18 protein-coding genes are annotated in these 18482 nt (G+C 44.0%); 5 read left to right on the top strand and 13 right to left on the bottom strand.

Annotation, left to right across the window (positions count from 1 at the left end; all coding sequences use genetic code 11):
• Position 1 precedes the first annotated feature (1 nt).
• The 3 genes from caiB to caiT all read right to left on the bottom strand — a co-directional run bounded on the left by caiB (position 2) and on the right by caiT (position 3989).
• Positions 2 to 1222 (bottom strand): L-carnitine CoA-transferase, encoded by a 1221-nt coding sequence (gene caiB / locus AB6N04_RS00230; protein ID WP_369309962.1) that lies wholly within the window; start codon positions 1220 to 1222, stop codon positions 2 to 4.
• Positions 1223 to 1294: 72 nt separating this feature from the next.
• Positions 1295 to 2437 (bottom strand): crotonobetainyl-CoA dehydrogenase, encoded by a 1143-nt coding sequence (caiA, locus tag AB6N04_RS00225; RefSeq protein WP_219245735.1) that lies wholly within the window; start codon positions 2435 to 2437, stop codon positions 1295 to 1297.
• A gap of 34 nt (positions 2438 to 2471) precedes the next feature.
• The gene (caiT, locus tag AB6N04_RS00220; protein ID WP_369309961.1) at positions 2472 to 3989 is read right to left on the bottom strand and encodes an L-carnitine/gamma-butyrobetaine antiporter; all 1518 of its coding nucleotides are present in this window, start codon (positions 3987 to 3989) and stop codon (positions 2472 to 2474) included.
• A 503-nt stretch (positions 3990 to 4492) separates the two neighbouring features.
• On the opposite strand from caiT, the gene fixA reads away from it, so the two are divergent.
• The 5 genes from fixA to AB6N04_RS00195 all read left to right on the top strand — a co-directional run bounded on the left by fixA (position 4493) and on the right by AB6N04_RS00195 (position 9238).
• Positions 4493 to 5263, top strand: coding sequence for a putative electron transfer flavoprotein FixA (gene fixA, locus AB6N04_RS00215; RefSeq protein WP_369309960.1), 771 nt, complete (start codon positions 4493 to 4495; stop codon positions 5261 to 5263).
• 11 nt (positions 5264 to 5274) lie between these two features.
• On the top strand, positions 5275 to 6216 hold the full coding sequence (locus AB6N04_RS00210) for an FAD-binding protein (protein ID WP_369309959.1): 942 nt from the start codon (positions 5275 to 5277) through the stop codon (positions 6214 to 6216).
• Positions 6217 to 6268: 52 nt separating this feature from the next.
• Entirely contained in the window at positions 6269 to 7555 is a 1287-nt protein-coding gene (gene fixC / locus AB6N04_RS00205; protein ID WP_369309958.1) for an FAD-dependent oxidoreductase FixC, read from the top strand.
• Positions 7552 to 7839, top strand: coding sequence for a ferredoxin-like protein FixX (fixX, locus tag AB6N04_RS00200; RefSeq protein WP_369309957.1), 288 nt, complete (start codon positions 7552 to 7554; stop codon positions 7837 to 7839). Before fixC ends, fixX begins: the two co-directional genes overlap by 4 nt.
• Positions 7840 to 7909: 70 nt before the next feature.
• Complete coding sequence (locus AB6N04_RS00195) at positions 7910 to 9238, top strand: MFS transporter (protein ID WP_369312204.1); 1329 nt, start codon at positions 7910 to 7912, stop codon at positions 9236 to 9238.
• Between the two features lie 214 nt (positions 9239 to 9452).
• On the opposite strand, the gene pgpA is transcribed toward AB6N04_RS00195, so the two are convergent.
• From pgpA to tgt, 10 genes are all read right to left on the bottom strand, one after another.
• Positions 9453 to 9965, bottom strand: a complete 513-nt coding sequence (gene pgpA / locus AB6N04_RS00190; protein WP_369309956.1) for a phosphatidylglycerophosphatase A — start codon at positions 9963 to 9965, stop codon at positions 9453 to 9455.
• Positions 9955 to 10947 carry a thiamine-phosphate kinase gene (gene thiL, locus AB6N04_RS00185; protein ID WP_369309955.1) on the bottom strand — a complete coding sequence of 331 codons (993 nt, stop codon included), beginning with the start codon at positions 10945 to 10947 and terminating at the stop codon, positions 9955 to 9957. The genes pgpA and thiL overlap by 11 nt, the downstream gene beginning before the upstream one ends.
• A gap of 252 nt (positions 10948 to 11199) precedes the next feature.
• Entirely contained in the window at positions 11200 to 11616 is a 417-nt protein-coding gene (nusB, locus tag AB6N04_RS00180; RefSeq protein WP_036958557.1) for a transcription antitermination factor NusB, read from the bottom strand.
• 91 nt (positions 11617 to 11707) lie between these two features.
• Positions 11708 to 12181: a 6,7-dimethyl-8-ribityllumazine synthase gene (gene ribE / locus AB6N04_RS00175; protein WP_369309954.1), complete on the bottom strand. Its 474-nt coding sequence runs from the start codon at positions 12179 to 12181 to the stop codon at positions 11708 to 11710.
• Positions 12182 to 12272: 91 nt separating this feature from the next.
• Positions 12273 to 13385: a bifunctional diaminohydroxyphosphoribosylaminopyrimidine deaminase/5-amino-6-(5-phosphoribosylamino)uracil reductase RibD gene (gene ribD, locus AB6N04_RS00170; RefSeq protein ID WP_369312202.1), complete on the bottom strand. Its 1113-nt coding sequence runs from the start codon at positions 13383 to 13385 to the stop codon at positions 12273 to 12275.
• An 8-nt stretch (positions 13386 to 13393) separates the two neighbouring features.
• Positions 13394 to 13843 carry a transcriptional regulator NrdR gene (nrdR, locus tag AB6N04_RS00165; RefSeq protein WP_369309953.1) on the bottom strand — a complete coding sequence of 150 codons (450 nt, stop codon included), beginning with the start codon at positions 13841 to 13843 and terminating at the stop codon, positions 13394 to 13396.
• Between the two features lie 145 nt (positions 13844 to 13988).
• Entirely contained in the window at positions 13989 to 14957 is a 969-nt protein-coding gene (gene secF, locus AB6N04_RS00160) for a protein translocase subunit SecF (protein WP_369309952.1), read from the bottom strand.
• A 10-nt stretch (positions 14958 to 14967) separates the two neighbouring features.
• Positions 14968 to 16815, bottom strand: coding sequence for a protein translocase subunit SecD (secD, locus tag AB6N04_RS00155; RefSeq protein WP_369309951.1), 1848 nt, complete (start codon positions 16813 to 16815; stop codon positions 14968 to 14970).
• Positions 16816 to 16841: 26 nt separating this feature from the next.
• A complete protein-coding gene (gene yajC, locus AB6N04_RS00150) occupies positions 16842 to 17174 on the bottom strand; it encodes a preprotein translocase subunit YajC (RefSeq protein WP_004905542.1) in 333 nt (110 codons plus the stop codon).
• Between the two features lie 135 nt (positions 17175 to 17309).
• Positions 17310 to 18437 carry a tRNA guanosine(34) transglycosylase Tgt gene (gene tgt / locus AB6N04_RS00145; RefSeq protein WP_369309950.1) on the bottom strand — a complete coding sequence of 376 codons (1128 nt, stop codon included), beginning with the start codon at positions 18435 to 18437 and terminating at the stop codon, positions 17310 to 17312.
• Between the last annotated feature and the right edge of the window lie 45 nt (positions 18438 to 18482).

The raw sequence follows: 18482 nt of genomic DNA, 5'->3' as shown, positions 1-18482 counted from the left end.
ATTACTCAACAATTTTGGCTAGCCCTTTATCGACCAGCCCCCGAATATCATTTTCGCTGTAGCCAATGCTTTTTAGTATTTCACTCGTGTCCATACCGTGGGATGGCATACCACGCCAAATTTGCCCCGGATTATTTTTGAATTTTGGCATTACATTTGGACCACGACAGGTTTCCCCATCCATGGTTTGCCAACTGGTAATGGATTCACGAGCAATATATTGTGGATTCGTTTCTAACTCAGGAATGGTCAACACTTTGGCACTGGCGATGTTCAGCTCAGCCAACCTAGCCAGAACCTCTTCAATTGAACGAGCCCCTAACCACTCATCCAATTTTTCTTCAACTAATGGCCCATATGGGCATTCAACACGGTGAATAAGTTGTGTGCCTTCTGGGATTTCAGGCGTACCCAGTAAATGTGCCAGTCCGATATCTTTGAAAATTTCTTGAATTTGCGTAATACCAACGATTTCCATAACAATATAACCATCATTACAGCTATATAGACCGCAACCGGCGTAATACGGGTCTTTACCTTTGGTCATACGTGGACAAATCTCACCACCATTGAAATAATCCATCATGAAGTATTGCCCCATGCGCAGCATCACTTCATACATCGCCACATCAATACTTTCTCCTTTACCTGTTTCACGCGCTTTGTATAACGCCGCTAACGCCGCAGTGGTGGCGGTCATTCCGGAGAAATAGTCAGCGGTATATGGGAAAGCAGGCATCGGTTGGTCTTTATCACCGTTTTGAATGAGGTAGCCACTAAAGGCCTGCGCGATAGTGTTATAGGCGGCAAGGTTGGTATATTGCGGATCACCATATTGACCAAAGCCCGATAGATGCGCGATAACCAATTTGGGATTGTGCTCCCACAGCACTTCATCGGTGATCCCACGGCGGGCAAATGCCGGTCCTTTACTCGCTTCAATAAATATGTCAGTCGTTTCCATCAACTTCAGAAATGCGTCTCGCCCTTCATCCTTAAAAATATTCAAGGATAGTGCCCGCAAATTACGACGTGAAAGTTGTGGGTAATTTGGCTGAACACGGATAGTGTCGGCCCACGCAACGTTCTCAATCCATATAACTTCTGCGCCCCACTCCGCAAACATTTGTCCTGCGAATGGGCCTGCAATTTCAATTCCTGAAAATACGACTTTAACCCCTGAAAGTGGACCAAATTCAGGCATAGGTAAATGCGCTGCCATTTTCGATTCTCCTGTGAAACTCGGTTGACCCTCTAACCATAGTTAAAGAGCCAATCCACGACGGTTACGTTATTAGCGGTACTGTTTTAGTACACTACGGCCCAGTGTCAGTATTTGCATTTCATCTGAACCACCTGATACGCGGTCAACACGCAGGTCGCGCCAGAAACGTGCGATCCGATGTTCACCTGCAATACCAACGCCACCGAGTACTTGCATCGCAGAGTCCACGACTTCGAATGCGGCATTTGCACAGAAGTATTTACACATCGCTGCATCACCAGAGGTGATCAACCCGTTGTCACTCTTCCATGCAGTTTCATATAACATGTTTCGCATTGAATTGAGCTTGATCGCCATATGTGCAAATTTTTCTTGAATTAATTGATAACGACCAATGGCTTCGCCGAATTGCACACGCTGGTTGGCATAACGCGCCGCATCTTCAAATGCACACATCGCGGTACCATAGTTGGTCAGCGCCACTAAGAAGCGCTCATGGTCAAACTCTTCTTTGACGCGGTTGAAACCATTGCCTTCGCGACCGAACATATCTTTTTCATCCAGTTCGACGTTATCAAAGGTAATTTCACAGCAGCTGTCCATACGCAAGCCCAGTTTCTCAAGTTTGTTTACCTTGATACCTGGTTTGCTCATATCCAAGAACCACTCAGTAAACACAGGTTTATCCGGTGAATCCGCATCGCGGCTCATCACCACAATGTATGGGGTATAAGCACTACTGGTGATAAAACATTTGCTTCCGTTCAGGTAAACTTTGCCATTACGGCGCTGATAGGTAGTTTGTAAACTCCCCACGTCAGATCCTGCACCTGGCTCAGTAATTGCAGAGTTCCACATTTGTTTACCGGTACCGCGAAACGCCATAATTTTATCAATCTGTTCTTGCGTCCCTTCGCGAAGTACCGTATTAAAGCCGCCGGGTAATTGATACAGTACGTAAGTTGGTGCACCTAAACGCCCCAGCTCCATCCATACCGCTGCGACGGTGATAAAGCCTGCATTTAAACCACCATGTTCTTCTGGGATCAGCAGGTTATCGATTTCCATATCCGCTAACGCTTTAACAAAGCGCTCAGGATATTGGCTGTCGCGATCGCACTGCGCAAAGTAGCTTTCCCAGTTTTCACTGGCCATCAGTTCACGGATCCCTGCAACAAACAGTTCCTGCTCATCATTCAATCTAAAATCCATATCAATAACCTCTTACATGTTGTTTCTGAATAAATTAGTCATCTTTCCAATGCACTTTGGCATCTTTAATAAATGAGAGCGTTACCATAATGTTGACGAAAAAAAGTGGGCATCCTCCGGCAATTATCGCTGTTTGAATTGGTTTCAATCCGCCTAGAGCAAGTAAAACAATGCCGATGACACCAACTAAAACAGACCAACCAATGCGCACTAACAATGGCGGCTCATCACCATCTTTCACTGCGCGACAAGTCGACATAGCGAGGGTGTATGAACAGGCATTAATCAGTGTTACAGTGGCGATAAAGCAGAGGATGAAGAAGCCCCAAATTGTTACAGTGCTCAAAGGTAAGGCAGCCCATGTCTCAATGATGGCGCGTGCAACGCCAAATTCTTCAATCAGGTGTGGAATATTAATAATGTTTTGGTCAATAAGTTGCAGCGTGTTACTGCCTAAAATCGTCCAAATCAGGGTGGTACCTGCGGTCAGACCCGCGACCATACCGATACACAGTTCGCGAACGGTACGACCTTTAGAGATACGAGCGAGGAAAATACACATTTGGATAGCGTAAATAACCCACCAAGCCCAATAAAATACAGTCCAGCCTTGTGGGAAACCGCTTTTACTCACAGCATCTGTATAGAACAACATGCGCGGCATATACATCATTAATACACCGATAGAATCGGTAAAGTAGTTAACGATAAAGCTTGCACCACCAACAATGAATACCCAGCCAAGCATCAAGAAACTCAAATAGCTACGCACATCACTGGCTATTCTTACCCCTTTTTGCAGACCAAATGCCACACAGATTGCGTTCAAAATGATCCAACAGAAAATAATGATCGCATCAAGCTGTAAGGTATGAGGAATACCAAATAAATACTGCATACATTCAGTGACAAGGGGTGTCGCTAATCCTAAACTGGTTCCCATCGCAAGGATGAGTGCCACTAAATAGAAATTATCAACCAGTGTTCCAAACCAACCATTAACACGTTTTTCGCCCACTAGTGGCACCAACGTACTACTTGGCCGGATAACATCCATTTTGCGAACAAAGAAGAAGTAACCGAAAGCAACAGATAAGAAGCTATAAGTTGCCCATGGTAGCGGTCCCCAATGGAACAAGCTGTAGGCTAACCCGATGCTTTTTGCTTGGTTTGAATAAGGTTCGAACTCAAAAGGTGGCGTTGAAATATAATAATAAATTTCAATAGACCCCCAGAAAAGTACCGCAGCCGATGTACATGAAGCAAACATCATAAAAATCCAACTCGCACGGCTAAATTCTGGCTTTTCTTCCCCTAGACGTTTTTTGGCATATGGCCCTAAGATTAACCAAAACCAGCCGCCAAACATCACGACCATATACCATTCAAATGCCCAGCCCCATACGTTTGTGACGTAGCTAAACACTTGGTTGATCACTTCATTCGAAGCATCAAGGTCACGGACGGTTAACCAACATAATAGTCCAACAATGATCAATGGAGGAAAAAACACTTTAGGTTCTATCCCGCCCTTTTTATTTTCTTTGCTCATAGTTCGATCCCGATTTATTATTTAATATATAAGCTTTAAAACAATTGTTATTCTCAACGCCTCACCACTTATTTATTAATTAATTCCCATAATTTTAATTAAATATTAATCCAATCACTGCTCAAATCATGTCGACTCGTTATTAACAATTCTGTTATTAAGGTCACAATATTATTCGTGATAAATATTTGTTACTACTTACCAATGTTTTATCTATTAAATTAACCAACAAATACAATAGGATAAAATATCGTGTAACAACAGTGTTATTAAATACCTTCAGTATTGGTGATTAGCATAACAATATTGAACATTTCGCTGTTAAGTTGATGATTTTTACAATATTGGTGAGTAAAGTATCAGTATGAATATTTAAATCGAGTTTAATTTGAAGTTTTCAATATTGGTGACTTAGGTTTTATTTTTAAATATCCAGTTCATGATAATTATATAATCCGAAGCCAACACGGATCATATTTATTAAATATATTTTAGGAGATGTAATGAATATTATTACATGCTATAAATCTGTTCCTGATGAACAAGATATTATTATTAATAGCTCAGATGGTTCTTTAGATTTTTCTCGTGCAGACACCAAAATTAGTCAATATGATTTAAATGCCATAGAAGCGGCTAATCAGATTAAAGCACAACAGCCGGATAGCAAAATTACGGCATTAAGTATTGGTGGTAAAGCCCTAACAAATATGAAAGGGCGTAAAGACGTACTATCCCGTGGTCCAGATGAGTTGGTGGTCGTCATTGATGATCAATTCGAACATGCTCTCCCCCATCAAAGTGCAATCGCCCTTGGTGCAGCAGCACAAAAAATAGGTTTTGACTTAATTATTTGTGGCGACGGTTCCGCCGACCTCAATGCGCAGCAAGTCAGTATCCTACTAGGTGAAAGCTTGCAAATTCCAGCTATCAATGGCGTGAAGAAAATTGTTTCTCTTGCCGCGGACAACATTGTGGTTGAGCGTGAACTCGAAGATGAAATTGAAACATTGTCACTTCCTTTACCTGCAATTATTGCCGTGACCTCCGACATTAATGTCCCTGTTATTCCATCGATGAAAGCGATTTTAGGCGCTGCAAAAAAACCAGTTCAAGCCTGGAGCATTGCAGATATTGAACTCGCGGATATGGCTGCACTATCAGCTCAATCCATCGCAGCACCGAAGCAAAAAGTTCGTCAACGTATCATTATTGAAGGTGATGGTGACGACCAAATTGCTCAATTTGCTGAACATTTAAGAAAAATTATTTAATCGGAGGCATCATGAGTAAATTATCAACTGTTTGGGTCTTTAGTGATATGACTTCCCGCCTAGCCGAACTGATTGGCGGAGCACTCACTCTGGGTGAGCAAGTCAATGTATTGGCATTAGATGAAGCACAAAGTTCCCAAGCATTTCAACTAGGTGCAACGCAAGTCTTTCAATTAACAGGTAAACCTGAAGACCGTATTTTAGAAGATTATGCAGACACCATCGTTGCAACGATTAAACAGCATGGTGACAAAGGGTTATTGCTACTCGCAAACACGCGTCGTGGAAAATTATTGGCTGCACGGATAGGTGCAAGGCTGCAAGCTGCTGTATCTAATGACGCCGCCTCGATCACAATCGAAGCCGATAAAGCGGTCGTTAAACACATGGTCTATGGTGGTTTAGCCTTTGGTCAAGAAACGTTAAATAGTGTGTTTTCTGTTGCCACCGTTACCGCAGGTACCTTTGAGGCGGCTGCGAGTCATGCATCACGTAGCGGTACGGCTCAAACTGCACACTGGATCGAACCAAAACAATCTGTTGTACGTACCTCGGTTCAGAAAAAAGCAGGCAACTCCGTGGAATTAGATAAAGCTCGCCTTGTCGTGAGTGTGGGACGCGGTATTGGTAGCCAAGAAAATATTGCAATTGCCAAAACACTTGCAGATGCTATTGGTGCTGAAATCGCCTGTTCCCGCCCTGTCGCTGAAAACGAAAAATGGATGGAGCATGAGCGTTATGTGGGAATTTCTAACTTGATGCTCAAACCTGAACTGTATCTTGCCGTCGGTATTTCAGGACAAATTCAGCACATGGTTGGGGCAAATGGTGCGCAAACTATCGTCGCCATTAACAAAGACAAAAATGCCCCTATCTTCCAATTTGCCGATTACGGAATAGTCGGTGATTTATTCAAAATTCTGCCTGCATTAACGCAACAATTGACAAAATAAATCTAACGCAGTGGGGCTTTAGCGTCACTGCTTAGTGAGATTTGGAGAAACTATGTCCGATGATATTTTTGATGCAATCATTGTTGGCGCAGGCCTAGCGGGTTCTGTCGCTGCACTGGTACTTGCCCGTGAAGGTGCGCAAGTTCTCCTAATTGAAAGAGGAAACTACGCAGGCGGGAAAAACGTCACAGGCGGGCGGATGTACGCCCATAGCTTAGAGCGCATCATTCCGGGTTTTACCCAAGAAGCCCCTATCGAGCGCATGATCACGCGTGAAAAACTGTCATTTATGACCGAGACAGGTGCAGTAACAGTAGACTTTCAAAATGGCGCACAACAGACCCCAGATGAAACATCTTGGTCTGTTTTACGGGGAAAACTCGACCCATGGCTGGTCGAGCAGGCTGAAAATGCCGGAGCGCAATGTATTACCGGGATCCGGGTGGATAAACTGGTTGAACGAGATGGCAAAATCGTTGGTGTTGAAGCGGATGGTGATGTACTCGAAGCCAACGTTGTTATCTTAGCTGATGGCGTTAATTCACTGCTCGCCGAGCAAATAGGCATGACAAAGCGAGTCAGTGCAGAACACGTTGCTGTTGGGGTTAAAGAATTAATCGAACTCCCCAAAGACGTTTTATGTAACCGTTTCAACATAAAAGATAATGAGGGTGTTGCATGGCTGTTTGCGGGATCGCCGACAGATGGATTAATGGGGGGCGGTTTCTTGTACACCAACGAGGACACTGTTTCTTTAGGTCTTGTATGTGGGTTACATCATATTAAAGATGCTAAAAAGTCGGTTCCACAAATGTTGGAGGATTTTAAACAGCACCCAGCAGTCGCCCCGTTAATTGAAGGGGGAAAAATGATTGAGTACGCGGCGCATGTTGTCCCGGAAGCGGGTTTAAAAATGCAATCAGAGCTTGTCCGTGATGGTGTGCTAATTGCTGGTGACGCCGCAGGTATGTGTATGAACCTCGGCTTTACTATTCGTGGCATGGATTTAGCGGTCGCTTCTGGTGAGGCAGCGGCAAAAACCGTACTTAATGCTATGAAAAAACAAGACTTTAGTAAGCAAGGACTCAGTGAATATCTTGCTTTACTGAATGAAGGGCCACTGCGTGACATGAAAATGTACCAAAAAATGCCTGAATTCTTGGATAATCCACGCATGTTTACGGCTTACCCTGAAATGGCGGTGGGTATTGCGAAAAAACTGTTTACCATTTCTGATGAAGCGCCTGTACCACTGCGTAAAACCATGCTGCAACATGCGAAAAAAGTGGGCTTGATGAATTTAATCAAGGATGGGATCAAAGGAGTGAGAGCAATATGAGCCAGCCAGTTAACGTTGATATCAAACTCGGCATTAATAAATTTAATGTCGATGAAGAAAATCCACATATCGTCATCAAAGAGCACCCAGATATGCAAGTGCTCGACACTTTAACTAAGGCCTGTCCCGCAGGTTTATATAAAAAACAAGAAGATGGATCAGTCCGTTTCGACTATGCCGGCTGCCTTGAGTGCGGTACCTGCCGTATTTTGGGCTTAGGGAGTGCTCTCGAAAAGTGGGAATACCCACGTGGCACTTTCGGCATTGAATTTCGTTACGGTTGATAAGTATTACTCTCGAAGTTTTAACGGCTTCGAGAGCTTTATTGCGTATTTTACGCTGACACTGGGATACATAATGAAACCGAAAAGTTTTGATGATATTCAATTCTCCTCCGTACATCGGCGGATAATGCTGTGGGGCAGCGGCGGGCCTTTTCTTGATGGTTATGTATTAGTCCTGATCGGTGTCGCACTTGAACAACTGACCCCTGTACTCAATTTAAGCAGTGAATGGATAGGCTTACTCGGTGCGGCAACTCTCGCAGGTTTATTTATTGGCACATCGCTCTTTGGCTATATTTGTGACCAAGTCGGTCGGCGTAAAATGTTCCTCATTGACATTGTGGCAATCGGCGTTATTTCTGTCGCGACCATGTTTGTTTCCACGCCACTGCAATTACTTCTCATGCGTTTCTTGATTGGTATCGTCATTGGGGCTGATTATCCTATCGCTACCTCAATGATCACTGAATTTTCCAACACAAAGCAACGGGCATTTGCCGTCGGTTTTATTGCTGCTATGTGGTATGTGGGGGCGACATGTGCCAACCTTGTCGGTTATGCGTTGTATGATGTTGAAGGGGGCTGGCGTTGGATGTTAGGCAGTGCGGTGATCCCGTGTATCGTCATTTTGATTGGCCGATTTGATTTGCCTGAATCCCCACTTTGGTTGATACGTAAAGGGCGGATCAAAGAATGCGAAAAAATGATGGAAAAATTATTCGGCCAACCCGTGGTATTTGAAGCAGAAGAACAGAAAAAAACCCATTTTCGTCAGCTCTTTAACCAGCGTCATTTTTCCTTCGTCTTATTTACCGCTGTTATTTGGACTTGCCAAGTGATCCCCATGTTTGCCATTTACACCTTTGGACCTCAAATTGTCGGTCAGTTGGGCTGGGATCAAGGTAAAAATGCAGCCCTCGGTAACGTCGTGATCAGTCTATTTTTTATGCTAGGCTGCGTACCTGCCATGTATTGGCTCAATAAAATGGGCAGGCGTCCATTACTTATTGGCAGCTTCGCCATTATGACCCTTGCCCTAGCGATCCTCGGCTTATTCTCCAACCTTGGGATCTGTTTGGTGATCATCATGTTTGGCATCTATGCCTTTTTCTCTGGCGGACCGGGGATCTTACAATGGCTTTATCCAAACGAGTTATTCCCAACTGACATTCGTGCTTCTGCTGTTGGTGTGATCATGTCGATTAGCCGCATAGGAACTATTTTTTCCACATGGGCTTTACCGGTATTTATCAGTAAATACGGTATTAATAACGTGGTATTGATGGGGGCTGGTGTTTCCTTATTAGGCTTGGTCGTTTCAATACTTTTTGCCCCAGAAACTAAGGGGCTAACGTTAGCACAAACATCAGTTATGGGCATTAGCCGGCGAGAAAAATAATTTTTTATGATAGCGAATAAGAGGCCATCAATGGATGGCCTCAGACTGCTGACAAACATAACAGGTTTGGCGGCAGGGTGGATAGGTTTTGAAAATAAACAAGGAAAATCAATATATTGATTTTCGCCTGATAACACAAAGTGGGAAAAACCACGCTTTTATCCCACTTTGTCAACAACCTCAGGCCATCCATTGATGGCCTTTCTCGTCCGACTTATAAAAATGGAAGTAAATTAAAGAAAACACAAAGCCAAATAGTGATATAAGCAAAAATCGCGGCAATGATATCATCGATCATAATGCCAAACCCGCCACCGACTTTACGGTCAAAAATACGGATCGGCCAAGGCTTCCACATGTCATAAATACGGAAGATAAAGAAGGCAGTAACCACCCACTCAAAATCCACGACAGGGATCGCCATTAACGTGATCCACATACCGATAAACTCATCCCATACAATACTGCCATGATCATGAATCTTCATATCGTCGGAAGTACGCTGGCAAATCATACAGCCAATCCAAAAGCCCACGATAATAACCACCCATAGGCTCCAAACCGGCATTCTTGCCATCAGTAACCAAAATGGAATAGCGGCTAATGAACCCATCGTGCCAGGAATAATAGGTGATAATCCACTGCCGAACCCTGTAGCCAGTAGGTGCCACGGATTGCGCATATTTAACCGTTTTTTGGCTTCTGCTTTTTCTTGGCTAGTCGCCATAGACACCTTCCGAAACAAAGTGATCGAAACCCTTAAGGTTTATATCAACCTCTTGGTTATTGCAAAAGTAGCGGATCCCTTCTGATTGAGGTTTGATCTGCCCAATACAGGTGAAACCCGAACCCGTATGCGCTAATGCCATTTCTAGTGCACCACGGTTAATTTCAGGCACCGTAAAACACAGCTCATAATCTTCGCCGCCACTAAGCGACCATAAGCGCCCTTGCTCTACACTACAACTGTGTTTTAACGCTTCCGATTGTGGCAATGAATCTAAATTGATCCGCGCACCGCAACCACTGGCTTTCAAGATATGTGCCAAGTCAGAAACCAAGCCATCAGAAATATCAATCGCTGAGGACGCTAAATTACGTAGCGCTTGACCTTGTAAAATGCGTGGCTGAGGACGTAAATGGCGCGCGACTAACCACGCTTTATCTTCTGCATTCGAAACATGCAGTTTATCTTGTAAAATCGCAAGCCCGGCAGCACTATCCCCCAAGGTTCCTGTCACATAAATCCAATCGCCATTACGCGCCCCCGCACGAGACATCGCTTTGCCAATTGGCACTAAGCCGTGCACGGTATAGGTTAAGCTCATAGGTCCACGAGTGGTATCACCACCAATCAATTGCATCCCGTAGTAATTGAGTTGTTCGAACAAGCTATCACTAAATGACTGTAGCCACTCACAATCAACGCAAGGAAGTGTAATAGCTAAAGAAACCCATGCAGGATCAGCGCCCATTGCAGCAAGATCACTTAAATTGGAGGCTAATGATTTATACGCAAGGTCAGCGGGAGAAATCGTAGGTAGGAAATGAATGCCGGAAACGAGGGTGTCAGTACTCACAGCTAATTGCTGTTTTTCCGGGATGGTCATCAACGCACAGTCATCTCCAATACCGATATTTACGTCACGTCGGTTAGTGGTTTGACGGTTAAAGTAACGTGCGATGAGGTCAAATTCGCCATATGACATGGTAGATTTTCCGTTTTCGCTATCTCTATTTTCGTTTTAAACGAAATAAATAATTTATACTCTGAATAATTCAAGTTACAAATAGGCAGTTAATAATTGTACTACCTAAAGTCGACGAAAATCTGCATCTAAGCCAATTCTAGTCAGTACATCTGTAACTTAAAGTATGACGAACCTATAAGTACAAAGGTAGGCTGGAACCCAGCCTACCTCTCGACGACTGTAGTGTTACAGGAGGGAACCCTGATATTATTATTTTTTACGGCGAACCGCAGGTGCCGCTTTATCTAATACGCCATTAACGAACTTATGGCTATCTTCTGCGCCAAAAACTTTCGCTAATTCAATGCCTTCATTGATTGCCACTTTATAAGGTACATCTTCGCGGAAACTTAATTCAAACATGGAGACACGTAAAATCGCTTTTTCCACCTGCCCCAGCTCTTCGAGTTGGCGAGATAGATAAGGCGCCATCAGTTGATCAAGCTTAGTTGCATTAGTCGCAACACCGGATAACAGTTCACGAAAATAGTTTACGTCAACGTCTGACATGTCCTGTTCAGCAATAAACTCATATTCGACTTCAGCAATTGGATTGCCAGATAATTGCCATGAATAAATGGCCTGTACAGCACACTCACGAGCGCGGCGACGAGCAGCAGGTTTCACAAGATTCCCCTTAAATTTAAAAACTATACACAAAACCGTTATGCCACATGGTGGCTTATACCCCACCATGTGACCTCACATCATTTGTGTATTATTTGCCTTTGATGGCTTTAATCACATTAATCATTTCAAGTGCAGTCAATGCAGCTTCAGCACCTTTGTTACCCGCTTTAGTACCAGCACGTTCAATAGCTTGTTCGATATTTTCAGTGGTTAATACACCAAAAGTGACAGGCACTTCACTGTTCATTGCAACATGGGACAGACCTGAGCTACACTCACCTGCAACGTATTCAAAGTGAGCAGTACCACCACGGATAACAGTACCTAATGCAATAACAGCATCGTATTTTTTGGTTTCAACCAGTGCTTTCACGGTTAATGGTAGTTCATAGGCGCCAGGCACCCAAACGATAGTAATATTGTCGTTTGAAACCTGACCAATGCGCTCTAACGCATCAACAGCCCCTTCCAGCAGACTATCATTAATAAAGTTGTTAAAACGAGCAATCGCGATAGCAACACGCGCTTTTGGCGCAGCAACAACACCTTTAATTACGTTCATCGTCTTCCTCTAATATTAATTATAACCCGCGGGGCGCGGATTTTATCACATTCTTTCGTTTATCGTATGCGCGAATTTAAAAAAAACGCACCTACCAGACAGGACGTAACCTGACACGCAGGTCATCACCGACTTTTGTCACATCTGTAAATTCAAATTTTGGCGCATCAACCAAGGCATTTAATGCTGGAAAATCAACCAAGCCGCGTGCATTGTTACCAAGTAATTTAGGGGCAATATACACAATCAGTTCATCAACAATCCCGAGTTTGAGTAATGAGCCTGCAAGCTTTGCTCCCGCCTCTACCCAAATGCTGTTTACGTTACGTTTTGCCAGTTGCATCATCAAAATAACAAGGTCAGTGCCGTTGTCATCTGCTGGAACGGCAATTTGCTCAACCTGCCCTTGCCATGATGCATCAACATCTGGATGAGCGCGGACTAACCAGCACTCGCCATCAAGTTGAGTCACTTTATGGTCAGCCGTCACAAGATTGTGGTTATCGAGTATAATGCGAATTGGTTGGCGCACTTGGCTTTCTGGATAAATTTGCTGAATATCTGCTGGAAGCTCGTTCCAACGCACGGTCAGTGATGGATCATCTGCAATAACCGTGCGGCTGGTACTTAAAATAGCGCTAGCTTGTGCGCGAAATTCTTGGACATCTTTACGCGCAGCGGCGCTAGTGATCCACTTACTTTCCCCTGACTCTAGTGCTGTCTTGCCATCTAATGAGGATGCGAGTTTTAATTGAATATAAGGGAAACCAGTACGCATGCGTTTTAAGAAACCACGGTTTGCCGCTTCAGCTTCATCTAATAAAACATGACTGCAAGTTTCAATACCCGCTTGAGACAACATATACAGACCACGACCTGCAACTTGCGGATTGGGGTCTTGCATTGCAGCAACAACGCGGCTCACACCAGCATTAATTAGTGCTTCTGCACAAGGCGGTGTACGCCCATGGTGGCTACAAGGCTCAAGAGTGACGTACACCGTAGCGCCTTTGGCTTTATCCCCTGCCATTCGCAGTGCATGCACTTCTGCATGAGGCTCACCGGCTTTGTAATGGTACCCCTCACCAACAATTTCACCATCACGCACAATCACACAACCGACATTTGGATTCGGGGAGGTAGTAAAACGCCCAAGACGCGCCAATTCAAAGGCACGCGCCATGTAAATGTTATCTTGTTCAATCATTGGCGCTAGTCCTGTAATTTTGCGATTTCTTCGCCAAATTCACGCACATCTTCAAAACTACGGTAAACCGAAGCAAAACGGATATACGCCACTTTATCGAGCTTTTTCAGCTCGTCCATCACCAAGCTACCGATTAACTTTGATGGAACTTCACGTTCCCCTGTGGCTCGAAGCTGGGATTTAATAGAAATAATGGCTTGCTCGATATCATCAGAGCTAACGGGGCGTTTTTCTAGCGCTTTTTGCATACCACGATTAAGTTTTTCTTCGTCAAACGGCTCACGCACCCCATCACTTTTAATAACTCGAGGCATGACAAGCTCTGCCACTTCAAACGTAGTAAAACGTTCATGACAAACCAAACATTGACGGCGTCTACGGACTTGAGAACCTTCACCAACCAGACGCGAGTCGATGACTTTCGTATCTACAGCTGAGCAAAATGGGCAATGCATAGCGTTTCCTGAGTCCTATTTACGGAGGGGTAGTTTACCCTACTATGCAAGAAAAAACACCTTGTAAGGTGACTTACAAGGTGTTAGTTACACTTCATTTTTCGTGTTGTAGGGGATTGGCTTAGCCATTCCTCGTTTTTAAAAACTAAGGCAGTAATGACTCTTGGTCTGCGCCTTCTTTTTCAACTTTCGCTTGCATCAAGTGTTCGCGTTTCATCCCCATCTTCAGGGCTAATGCAGAAGCCACATAAATCGATGAGATAGTCCCGATCGTGACACCAATTAACATAACCAGAGAGAAACCTTCTAGCATCGCACCACCAAACAGGTACAACATCAGAACCACTAATAATGTCGTGGCGGATGTCATGATGGTACGGCTCAATGTTTGCGTCAAAGAGACGTTCATGATTTCGTACGGTGTACCACGACGAATTTTACGGAAGTTCTCACGAATACGGTCGGAAACAACGATACTGTCATTCAGCGAGTAACCAATAACAGACATCAATGATGCTACGATAGTCATATCTATCTCAATATGGAACAGAGACAGAATACCCAAGGTAATCACCACGTCATGAGCAAGAGATAATACCGCACCCGCCGCCAAACGCCATTCGAAACGGAAACCGACGTAAATCAGAATACAGATAAGCGCAGTTAATAGAGCCAATGCCCCAGTTTGCGCCAATTCTGCACCGACACTCGGCCCCACAAATTCGATCCGTTTTACCGTCGCTTTATCATCAACGTTTTGGTTGATAATCGTAATAATCTCTTTACCGATTTCTTGACCCGCAGTGCCTTCAATTGGCGGAATGCGGATCATGATGTCACGGCTACTACCAAAGTTTTGAATCAATGGATCTTTATGGTCCGAGTTAGACAAACTATCTCGAATTTTATCCAAATCAGCAGGTTGGCTTAGGTTAATCTCAATAACCGTACCACCTGTAAAATCCAGACCCCAGTTAAACCCTTTTAGTCCGATAATGACAACCGATGCAACCAATAACAGTGCTGAAATTGTGAAGGCAACGTTGTCCCAGCGCATAAAGTCATAAACTTTACGGCCATAGTTCAATTGTTCAACAGTATAATCCTGTGCCACAACGTGCTCCTTAAATTGACAGCTTGTTAATACGTTTACCGCCATACAGCAGGTTCACAATCGCACGTGTTCCTACAATCGCTGTAAACATAGAGGTTGCGACACCAATCGCTGTCGTAATCGCAAATCCTTTAATCGACCCTGTTCCTACTGCGTACAAAATGATAGCAGTAATTAAAGTCGTTAAGTTTGCATCGGTAATACTTGAGAAGGCGCCTTTATAACCTTCATGAATCGCTTGCTGAACAGATCGCCCGTTCTTCAGCTCTTCTTTGATACGTTCGTTGATAAGTACGTTGGCATCGACGGCAACCGCAAGGGTTAAGACGATACCCGCTATACCTGGCATGGTGAGTGTTGCCCCCGGCAACAACGACATCACACCCACGATTAATACTAAGTTCGCTAACAGTGCGCTACTCGCAATCAAACCAAATTTACGATAATAGATAACCATAAACAGGATAGAGGCTAATAGACCGGCGATACACGCTTTCAGACCTTGCTCGATATTTTGCATACCCAGTGTTGGACCGATAGTACGTTCTTCCACGATTTGAATTGGCGCAATCAACGCACCTGCTCGTAATAATAATGAAAGCTGGCGAGCCTCATTACCATTATTGATGCCAGTAATACGGAACTTACTACCAAAACGCGCAGAAATACGTGCAGCATTGATCACTTTTTCGTCTTTCACCAAGATTGAACGACCTGCTGCGTCTTTTTTGCCGCTGTCTTTATATTCAACAAACAGCGTTGCCATCAGCTTATCTTGGTTATCACGTGTAAAGTCAGACATAATAGAACCACCTGAGCTATCAAGGCTGATACTCACTTGTGGCTGGCCGTTTTCATCTGCTTCTGATGTGGAGTCCGTGATATGGTCACCTGTTAAAATAACGCGTTTATACAGGACATACGGTGCCCCTTCACGGTCATATTTCACTTCAGAGTCACCCGGTACACGACCACTTTCCGCAGCCGATGAATCCACGCTGGTATTCACAAGGCGGAATTCTAATGTGGCTGTTGCCCCTAAGATTTCTTTAGCGCGCGCTGTATCTTGAATACCCGGTAACTCAACCACAATACGGTCTGCACCTTGGCGTTGAACTAAAGGTTCTGCAACACCTAATTGGTTTACACGGTTACGAATGATGGTAATGTTCTGAGAAACAGCATAATTACGCGCTTCACGTAAGCGCTCGTCGGTCATCACAGCGATCATCGTGTTGTCGCTGCCATCACTAAACACGAGGTCGGGATATTTACGTGCCAGTGCTTTTTCTGCTTGGCTACGATCGTCAGCGTTACGGAAACGTACTTCGACGCTGTAATCATTGCCTTTACGAATAGAAGAGTACGCAATGCCTTCTTGACGCAGGTCATTACGCAAACCATCCATGTTTTGTTCCTGCAATTTACCTAATGCAGTGTCCATATCAACTTCCATCAGGAAGTGAACCCCACCACGCAGGTCAAGACCCAGCTTCATTGGCTCACCGCCAATAGCTTCGAGCCACTTAGGCGTCGCAGGTGCAAGGTTTAATGCAACAACATACTGGTCACCCAGTGCATTCATGATGACTTCACGAGCACGTAATTGAACATCAGAGTTGTTGAATCGGGCTAAAATTGCCCCATTTTCTAGAGAGATAGACTTACTCTCAATTTTGTCATCTTGTAACGATTTTTGGACTTGGATCAGCGTTTGTTCATTGGCGGCGGTTCCCCGCACGCCAGTGATCTGAACAGCCGGATCCTCTCCATATAGGTTTGGAAGCGCATAAAGCAGACCGATGAGGATCGCAACGATCAACATCAGATACTTCCACAAAGGATAACGGTTTAGCACGGCAGTTCCCTTCGGGAAAATCAGAATTAAATTGCTTTCATTGTGCCTTTAGGTAAAACAGCAGCAACGAAATCACGTTTGATGGTTACTTCTGTGTTCTCACTCAGTTCAAGAACAACATAACCTGTTTCAGACACTTTAGTCACACGTCCGATTAAACCGCCAGTTGTTAAAACTTCATCACCTTTTGTGATAGATTCCATCAATTTACGGTGTTCTTTCGCACGTTTTTGCTGTGGACGCAAAATCATGAAATAGAAGATCAGCGCAAAAACAACAAGCATAATAACCATAGTGTATGGGCTACCCTGCGCTGGTGCACCTGCTGATGCCGCTGCTTCAGAAATAAAAAAACTCATTCAACTTTCCTCATTGTTTTATTGAAAGCAATTTTAAGTACAGACTTTAACTAATTCAGTGCGTTTATATTCGAAGTCTAACGAATAAACCAAGCTAACTATGCTACACAGGTTAGCGTGATTTCGCACTTAAATTCATTCGATATTTAACGAAGGTTCAGGTTTTCCAATCTTCTGATAGAAATCTTTAGCAAACTCGTCAAAATTACCATCTTCAATAGCTTGGCGGATCCCAGCCATTAAACGTTGATAATAACGTAAATTATGGATGGTATTAAGCCTTGCGCCAAGAATTTCATTACATTTATCAAGATGATGCAAGTAAGCACGGCTGTAATGACGACAAGTATAGCAATCACAATCAGCATCGAGTGTCGAGGTGTCTGATTTATACTTCGCATTACGAATTTTTACCACGCCGTTCGTGACAAATAAATGCCCATTTCGTGCATTTCGTGTTGGCATCACACAATCAAACATGTCAATACCACGACGAACGCCTTCCACTAAATCTTCAGGTTTACCAACCCCCATTAAATAGCGCGGTTTATCAGCCGGAATTTGTGGGCAAACATGCTCTAAAATACGGTGCATATCTTCTTTCGGTTCGCCAACAGCAAGACCGCCTACAGCGTAACCATCAAAGCCGATTTCCACCAGCCCCTTAACCGAAATATCACGTAAATCTTCGTAAACACTGCCTTGGATAATACCAAATAACGCATTTTTGTTGTTTAACTCGTCAAAACGTTGGCGGCTACGTGCCGCCCAACGCAGTGACATTTCCATTGATGTCTTTGCGTAGTCCCAATCCGCTGGATAAGGGGTACATTCGTCAAATATCATCACGATATCAGAACCGAGATCGTACTGGATTTCCATCGATTTTTCAGGGCTTAAGAAAACTTTTTCACCATTAATTGGGTTACGAAAATGGACGCCCTCTTCTTTAATTTTCCGCATCGCGCCAAGACTAAAGACTTGGAAACCGCCTGAGTCCGTTAAAATTGGCCCTTGCCATTGCATAAAGTCATGAAGATCACCATGTAACTTCATGACTTCTTGGCCTGGACGTAACCATAAGTGGAAAGTGTTACCTAACAAAATTTGAGCACCCGTTTCTTTTACTTCTTCAGGGGTCATCCCTTTTACGGTGCCGTAAGTGCCTACTGGCATAAATGCAGGGGTTTCCACCACACCGCGCTCAAACACTAAACGGCCGCGGCGTGCTTTGCCATCGGTCGTTTGTAATTCATATTTCACATTTGCCTCCAAACATCAGAAAAACAGTCTGATGTTATCGATTGT

The sequence above is a fragment of the Providencia rettgeri genome (genome assembly GCF_041075285.1).
Taxonomy (GTDB): Bacteria; Pseudomonadota; Gammaproteobacteria; order Enterobacterales; family Enterobacteriaceae; genus Providencia; species Providencia rettgeri_G.
Note: the sequence above shows the minus strand (reverse complement) of the source record. Positions and strands in the feature narration are given on the sequence as shown.